The sequence below is a fragment of the Magnetococcales bacterium genome (assembly GCA_015231925.1).
Classification (GTDB): domain Bacteria; phylum Pseudomonadota; class Magnetococcia; order Magnetococcales; family JADGAQ01; genus JADGAQ01.
Map to the genome: position 1 here is coordinate 1 of JADGAQ010000231.1, position 5731 is coordinate 5731.

Consider the following 5731-nt stretch of genomic DNA (forward strand, 5'->3'; position numbering starts at 1 on the left):
GGGTCGGAAGTCAACGGCAAACGGAAGAGTCCCAGGGCGCTGCCCTGGACCCGTCGGGGGGGATAATCCTCCCCGAACCCCCGTATCTTTGAATATTTACTAAAGCATTAATTGGTAAAAGAACACCTCTGGCCGTTGCGCGAGTAGTGCAACTCCTTCAAGGAAAAGCCCCAGGGCGCTGCCCTGGACCCGCCGGGGGGGATAATCCCCCACCGGGCCCCCGTATGACCGAACAAAATAGGGAAGTGGATGGAAACGATGCGTGACGACGAAACGGAAGCCCTACGTGACAAGGCCGTTCAAATCGATGAAGAACTGCGCACCATGCCGCGGGAAGTACTCAACGTCTTGGATCCGGTGAAGCTTTCCGGGTCGGATCTCATGCGCTTCAAGTGTTATCCTGGCATCTCTTGCTTTAACAGTTGTTGCAGCCACATCGAGATCATCCTGACACCATACGATCTTTTGCGTTTACGGAAACGCCTGGGTTTGGATGCCGAGGAGTTTTTGAATCGCTTCGCCGAGCCAACTTTTCTGGCGAAAGGGGATCTTCCGGTTCCGCTGATCCGCATGGATCCGGAGAGCGGGAAATGTCCCTTTGTGACCGATGCCGGCTGCTCGGTATACAGTGATCGCCCGGTAGCCTGCCGTTATTATCCACTGGGGCTGGCCTTGATGCATCGTCAGGCGACACCGGGGGATGAGACCTTCTATTTTCTGGTGCGGGAGCCCTTTTGTCAGGGACACGCCGAGGCGAAAAGTTGGACGGTGGATGCGTGGCGGGCCGATCAAGGCTCCGACGGTTACGACGAAGTCAATCAGGAGTGGATGACCTTTATCCTGAAACGTCGTACTGCCGGGGATGCAGCCAAAACGCCCCTGCCCATGGCTGAAATGGTCTACATGGCCCAGACCGACCCGGATCAGATGCGCCGCTTCGTCTTCGGTTCAACCTTCCGGGAGAGGTTCCAAGTCGACGCGGAGGAGGAGAAGGCCATTCTGGAAGATGACGTAGCCATGATCCGATTCGCTTTTCGCTGGTTGCGCAGCGTGATGTTCGGCGACCGTGAGGTCACCATGCGTCCGCAAGCCATGGATATTCTGAAAAAACGACGGGCCGGGAACCCCGAAGGCTGAACAAAGGCCCGGTTTTACCGGGGGGATCCGCAGGATTCCCCCGGAGGTGCTCCGGCTGCAATCAAGGCGAGAGGGGAGGGGTCATGCTGATTCGTCCTGCCGGGATAGTTGTTGAAAATGGCCAGATTTTGACCATGCGTTACCAGTTTGGGGGGCACGATCGCTTCAACCTTCCGGGAGGAGGTGTGGAATCGGGTGAGGACATCGCCTCGGCCTTGCGACGGGAATTTCAGGAAGAGTTGAAGGTTGGCATCGGGGTCGGGGATCTGGCCTGGGTTGCCGAAACGGCGGTACAGGGCCGGGAGGTGGTGCATTTTTTGTTTCATGTCACCATCTTGGAAGGGCGACCGGAAATCGATCCGAAAGCCTCCAAAGCGTTGCAACTGGTTTGGCATCCTTTGGAATCCCTGTCACGCATCCCTCTCTATCCCGGTATGGGTTATGTCATCGAAAGGTCATTCTTAAATAAGAATTATAAATCATCGCGCTATCTGGGTAGGATTGAACAGTTATGGTATTGATCCAGGGGAGAGGTATGCTACTCTAAAATAGATAAAGTTCCCAAGTAAACAAATATTAGTATATGATAATATTTTAAATCGTAAATAGTCACACTCATTTTTTGGGTTGACAGAGTCGGGCTCTGCCGATTATTTCTGCATCAGGCCTTTCGCGTGTCAAATTTTGTCACGATTCTGTTACCGAATTTTTTTCTGGATCATCCATGCCGTTGGGGGGAAGCCGGCATTGGTCGGCAGGCTTTTGTCGGCAAAGGCAGGGAGGTGGCGTGCAGGCCGTTATCCGGCCGGTCCGGCCTTTCGGGCGATGCCACAAAGATTCTCCCCCCGAAACTCGACGTGCCCGCAGACGGACCAGTGCGCCACTCTTCGGTCCGGGGGCCCGTTTGAATCAGCCGGTCCGTGGCGTGGTTACTCCGCTGGCCTGTCTCAATCCACATGAGGATCTTCAAAAATGGGTCTATTACGAAATCTGTTGGCTTTGGTTGGGTTGATTGCCGTGGCGGGAGTCCTTTATGCCGTCGTGCTTTTGAAACCCGTGATTGCGGAATTTGATCCGGGCTACTTCGAAACCTACAAGAAGTTTGCCACCAAGTTGCTGGAGACCAAGGATCCCGGTTCGGCCATGGTCTATTCGGTTCGGGTCAACAAGGGTATCTCCGTGGAGGATGTCAAAGATTCCCTGAAGAGCCTGGCTTCGGCGCGGAACTTCCTCTTTGTCGGTGAGGCGCCTTTTTACAAGCAGGTCCAGGCCGTGACCAATCAGCCCTATCGGCATATCTCCTTCCTGTCGTTCTGTGACGCGAAGGTGGGTAAGCTGATGGCCGACTACAACGATGTCTACACCGCCTTCATGCCTTGCCGGATCTCGGTCGTGGAGGACAAAAGCGGGAACCTCTGGCTGCATACCATGGCCTTGGATCTGATGATCCATGGAGGCAAGCAGTTGCCGCCGGAGTTGAAGACGGAAGCCATTCGCATCTGGAAGACCATCAAAGAGATCATGGACGGGGCCGCCAAGGGGGATATTTGATGCGGTTATTTCCCGAACCGGATGTCCGTGCTGGTTGGAGAGTTGGCTCGTTGAACGGAAAATGGGACGCATTGTTTGAAAGGAGGAATGGGGCGGCAGTGTCTCCCAAGGCGGGCCGAAGTATCCGGTAGGTGAATTTTCACCGGTTCAGCCCGGGTTAAGCCGGGCGCGATGTTCGAGAGAATCATGACTGGAGGGAATCACATGCAATCGAAAGTGCAGCGCACGTTGGCATTGGCCGCCGGCCTGTTGGCCAGTGGTCTATTGTTCAGCGCTCCGGCGGGAGCCGATGCCACTCCCGAAATGTTAAGCAATACCTGTGCCGGCTGCCATGGAACCAATGGGGTTTCTGCCGGACCGGGTATGCCCAGCATCGCGGGAATGCCGGCCAATCTGCTGAAGGGGTTGATGAAAGAGTACAAGGAAGGGAAACGTCCGGCCACGGTCATGGATCGTATTGCGGGCGGTTATTCCGATGCGGAGATCGACGCCATCGCCACCCACCTGTCCAAGCAGAAGTGGCTCAACGCCAAAGCCCATCCCAATTCGAAGATGGGTACACCCGTCGATGCCAAGCTGGCCAAGCAAGGCAAGGAACTGCAGAAGAAGTGTGAAAAGTGCCATGAGAACGCCGGACGCGGTCAGGAAGACGATACCGCGCGTCTCGCCGGTCAGTGGGTCGACTATCTCCTGCTCAAAATGGCCGATTACAAGGATCCCGAGTTGAGGCAGAAAATTCCTCAGCCCGAGAAGATGGCCAAGCAGATGGATGAGAAGACTCTTGATGAGCTGAAAGCACTGGCGCACTTCTATGCCAGCCAGACCGATTGACGAGTGAGAGGAGCCTCGAAATGACCAATCTTACGAGAAGGGGATTTGTCAAGCTGGCTGGAGGGTTGGCCGCCGTTGGAGTGGCTGCACCCCGTCTGGCTCACGCTGCCGCAAAATCCCAAGTTGTGGTGATCGGCGGCGGTTATGGCGGCGCCATCGCGGCCAAGTATATCCGTATGATGGATGCCAACATCGATGTCACCCTGATTGAGGCAAGCCTCAATTACGTCTCCTGCCCCTTGAGCAATCCGATTCTCATCGAAAAGCGCGATTTAGCCGTGCAGACCTGGGATGTCAATTCCCTGCAGAAGCACGGAATTAAGGTGGTGATCGATATGGCCACCGATATCGATCCCGTCAAGAAAAAGGTTACCACCAAGAGCGGCAAAGAGTATATTTACGATCGCCTCGTGGTCTCTCCCGGCGTCGATTTCAAATGGGGAGCCATCCCCGGTTATGACGAAGCCGCTGCGGAGTTGATGCCTCATGCCTGGAAAGCGGGTCCTCAGACCACCAAGCTGCGTGACAAGCTCAAGGCCATGCCGGACGGTGAACCCTTCATCATCGTGGCCCCGCCAAATCCTTATCGCTGCCCTCCGGGCCCCTACGAGCGGGCCAGCCTGGTGGCTTATTATCTTAAGCAGCACAAGCCGAAATCCAAGGTCATCATTTTGGATCCCAAGGACAAATTCTCCAAGCAGGGCTTGTTCACCGGCGGTTGGCAGGAGAACGGCTTGAATATCGAGTGGGTTCCCGGAGCCAACGGCGGCAAGGTGGCCAGTGTCGACGCCAAGGCCGGTGTGGTCAAGACCGAGATGGAGGAGTACAAGAGCTCCTGCGTCAACGTGATTCCGCCCATGATGGCCGGTGAAATCGCCAAAAAGGCAGGCTTGACCAACGAGTCGGGTTTCTGCCCCGTCGATTTCACCACGTTCGAATCCACCCTTCACAAAGACATTCATGTGATCGGTGACAGCTGCATCGCCGGCGCCATGCCCAAGTCCGGGTATGCGGCCAACTCCCAGGGCAAAGTGGTGGCTGCCGCCATCGTCGCCTTGTTGAATGGCAAACCGGTGGGTGAGCCTTCCTATGTGAATACCTGCTACAGCCTGATCACCCCCGACTACGGTATCTCCGTGGCCGGTATCTACAAGATGGACAAGGTGGAAGGCAAGGACACCATCAAGGAAGTCAAGGGTGGAGTCTCCCCGGCCAAGGCGAGCCCGGCTTTCCGCAAGCAGGAAGCCCTGTACGCCGAGAGCTGGTATCAGAGCATCATGGCCGACATGTTCCTGTAAGTCGGTTTTTGCAAAGTTGAAAAAAAGGCGGGGGCAACCCCGCCTTTTTTTGTATTGCAAAATAATTTTCCCCGAATAAAGCCGTTTCTCTCGCCATAATCCCATCCCTTGCAGCAATGAAGTCAAATTGTGTAGCCTTGGCGCGTTTCATCAACTGGCTGTGCGCGGTGCAGTTCCGCCAAGAATAGATCTCCGCCCCCTTGAATCGGGGAGATGCCGGAGAATACGATCCAGAAAGGAGTGGAGGAATGGAGTTCTTGAAGAGATTGTGGGCCGTGTTGCGGCAACCGAGCGAATCGTTTGCCCTGGGGACCCTCCTGTTGGGTGGTTTTGTCGCGGGTGGTGTGTTTTTCCTGGTGTTTCACTTCGGCATGCACGCCACCAGTCACATGGAACTGTGCATCTCCTGTCACGAAATGGAAGGGGTTTACGCCGAATACAAGGAGACCACCCACTACTCGAACCGGACCGGCGTTCGCGCTGAATGCGCCGACTGCCATGTGCCGCACGGCGCCACCTTCGGCGACTGGCTGTCCAAGATCTGGGCCAAGGCCTACATCGGATCCAAGGATATCTGGCACCATACCATCGGTACCTACTCGGAAAAGGGTTCCTTCGACAAGGCGCGCTACGAGCTGGCTCAGAGCGTCATCCACAACATGAAGAGCCGGGATTCCAAAGAGTGCCGGGGTTGCCACAATTTCGACGCCATGAACTTCGAAAAACAGGATCGCACGGCGGCCAAAAAGCATCGCCGCGCCCTGGAGCAGGGCGGTACCTGTATCGACTGCCATGTGGGTGTGGCCCACAAGGAGCAGGAAGAACCGGAAGGCAAGGGTGTGGAAAAGAAGGCGGAGAAGTAGGGCGTGTTGACATTTGCCAGATTTTGGTTCCTGGCAAGGCGCAAGACGGTG

Annotated in this window: 6 protein-coding genes; all 6 read left to right on the plus strand. The window is 55.7% G+C overall.

The window, feature by feature from the left end; all coding sequences use genetic code 11:
* Positions 1-249 precede the first annotated feature (249 nt).
* Complete coding sequence (locus tag HQL56_17705) at positions 250-1137, plus strand: YkgJ family cysteine cluster protein (protein ID MBF0311355.1); 888 nt, start codon at positions 250-252, stop codon at positions 1135-1137.
* An 83-nt stretch (positions 1138-1220) separates the two neighbouring features.
* Complete coding sequence (locus tag HQL56_17710) at positions 1221-1658, plus strand: NUDIX domain-containing protein (GenBank protein ID MBF0311356.1); 438 nt, start codon at positions 1221-1223, stop codon at positions 1656-1658.
* A 451-nt stretch (positions 1659-2109) separates the two neighbouring features.
* The gene (locus HQL56_17715) at positions 2110-2688 is read left to right on the plus strand and encodes a DUF302 domain-containing protein (GenBank protein ID MBF0311357.1); all 579 of its coding nucleotides are present in this window, start codon (positions 2110-2112) and stop codon (positions 2686-2688) included.
* A gap of 204 nt (positions 2689-2892) precedes the next feature.
* Entirely contained in the window at positions 2893-3519 is a 627-nt protein-coding gene (locus HQL56_17720; GenBank protein ID MBF0311358.1) for a c-type cytochrome, read from the plus strand.
* A 20-nt stretch (positions 3520-3539) separates the two neighbouring features.
* The gene (locus tag HQL56_17725; GenBank protein ID MBF0311359.1) at positions 3540-4817 is read left to right on the plus strand and encodes an FAD-dependent oxidoreductase; all 1278 of its coding nucleotides are present in this window, start codon (positions 3540-3542) and stop codon (positions 4815-4817) included.
* Between the two features lie 248 nt (positions 4818-5065).
* On the plus strand, positions 5066-5680 hold the full coding sequence (locus HQL56_17730) for a NapC/NirT family cytochrome c (protein ID MBF0311360.1): 615 nt from the start codon (positions 5066-5068) through the stop codon (positions 5678-5680).
* The last annotated feature ends 51 nt before the right edge of the window (positions 5681-5731 follow it).